This is a genomic window from Lawsonibacter hominis, assembly GCF_014287895.1.
Taxonomy (GTDB): Bacteria; Bacillota; Clostridia; order Oscillospirales; family Oscillospiraceae; genus Lawsonibacter_A; species Lawsonibacter_A hominis.
Genome location: NZ_JACOPP010000068.1, coordinates 1 through 1954, shown reverse-complemented (window position 1 = coordinate 1954; position 1954 = coordinate 1). Strand labels below are relative to the sequence as shown.

2 protein-coding genes and 1 pseudogene are annotated in these 1954 nt (G+C 50.4%); all 3 read right to left on the bottom strand.

The genetic code is table 11. From position 1 onward, the window contains the following. Positions 1–234: pseudogene (locus H8S57_RS16735) on the bottom strand (VirB4 family type IV secretion system protein); the annotation flags it as partial. Then, entirely contained in the window at positions 228–1193 is a 966-nt protein-coding gene (locus tag H8S57_RS16730) for a phosphoadenosine phosphosulfate reductase family protein (RefSeq protein ID WP_025543799.1), read from the bottom strand. The gene H8S57_RS16730 and the pseudogene H8S57_RS16735, both read right to left, overlap by 7 nt. Before the next feature lie 2 nt (positions 1194–1195). Next, positions 1196–1954 (bottom strand): TraC-like domain-containing protein (locus H8S57_RS16725; RefSeq protein ID WP_369807655.1); only part of this gene is annotated, 759 nt, incomplete at its 5' end.

Here is a 1954-nt window from a genome sequence, read left to right as displayed (position 1 = left end):
ACCATTGTCAATGGGGGTAATCCCCACCGAAACAATGGTGCTGGGGATGTTGGTGATCTTGGAAAGCCACCCCATATCCACCTTCTGCGGATAGCGGACGGCGCCGTACACCTTACCCAGATTTTCACCGATGACCAAACTGTTTCGCTTGATTTCCAGCCCCATCGGGGTAATGACATTTAACAGCGCTTCATTGACAGGAAACGCTTCTTCTTTTTTCTTAGAACCTAACAATGATCCACCTCCAACTGTTGATTGCGGTAAGGCACCCCAATGTAGTCCAGCACAGCGCCGCACCCCAATTTATTGATGCAGTAATCATACTGCTGGGGATGCGTCACCTGCATAAGCTGAAATCGGTTCGGCTCATGCTCCAGATGAACGCCGTACATACAATACATACACCCCGATCTGGAAACACCAGTGGTTTTCAGAATCGGGGTGCCGTTCTTCTTGCGGCTTTCAACAATGTCCCCATAGATGGGGGCATAGGGAATGCCGGTCATTTTCAGATACCGCAAAATATCTTCTTCCAGCCAGAACGCAAGGGGCTGGCTGAGAGGCCGCTGGCGCTCGAAGCCGTTGCAGCCAAACTTGATCCAGGATTGCTCCCGCAGCTTGCTTTCGCAGGCCAGGACACCCGTAATCGGGTGCCGCCCGGACTGCCTTTCAAATTTGTTCAGCGGCGCTTTTTTCATGTGGTAACAACACCTTGCCGAAATCTTGAAGGGAGCGTCCAGAAGGTATTTGTAATTCTCGCAGTTGTAAATCGACTTCTTTCCGTTCTTGTCCAGCAGTTCTCCATTGAGTCGTGCCAGACGGTAAGGTTGTCCCTTTCTTGCGCCGTTGATAACATCCGAAACCTCTTTGGAGATGATCGGATAGCCGTACTTCTCAAGAATCTGAGTGAACGGATAGCGCGGGCGAAGCCAAATAACATTGTCCTTCGTTTTTACGAAATCGCGCAGTTCGGGGTATTCCAACCCCGTGTCAACATACACAGCAGGAATATCAGGGTAGACCCGCCGTGCCAGATCAAGCAGCACGGTGGAGTCTTTACCGCCCGAAAAGCTGATAAAGACCTGCCCATCGTACCGCATATACCATTCCATGATTCTCGTCTGCGTAACTCTGATTTTTCTTTCGAGGCTCCAACCCTGCATGATTTTCAAATCCTGCCGGGTGTGCTTCATACTTAGACAACACCTACACTTTCCAAAATCGGGATCGCAGCATTGATGCCGGAATCCTCCAAATGCACATAGGCGGGGTTGTTGACCAGGTTGCACAGCCGGACAATATCCTGCTGCTCTAAAATCTCGGTCTGAATGCCGCTGTCCGAAAAATATCCGCCGAGCAGCTTGAGCTTCTGAAGCAGATCGCGCTCAACGCCATCGCTTACCCTATCCCAAATCTTGATGTAGAATTGCCGTTCCACAACCTCGCCGGAAAGAGCAAAGGCGCCCATTTCCACGATTTCCTGCTTCAGCAGTTCCTTTTGCTTCACATCGGAAGAAGAAGTGAGTGTGGCAGATAGCTCCGACAACAGCGGAGAAATATCTACCGGGCGGGATACAGCAAGAAGCTGAAACGGGTACTGTGCGCTGGACAGGCTCACCGTAAGCTGCTTGGCAATCAGCCGCTTTTCGTTTTTGCTGAACAGTTCTGTGCTGATCGGGTAGATCTTCAGATACGCCAGAGCCAGATTGTCACGGGTATAGAGGAAGTTCCCCCGAATATCTTTCACATTCACAAACTCATTGGCGGTGATCTGGGCCAGTTCTTCCTTGTCCTTGTTCTTCGATTTTTTGTGTTTGGCCGACAACTTCAGAAAAATCAGCGTCCCACCGCCCAGCAGCGCACAGACGCAGATCATAATAATCGGCAAAAGCAATTTATCGACCTCGCTTTCTTTGCCATAAAAATAGGCCCTGCTTTTCAGCAGAGCCGTGTC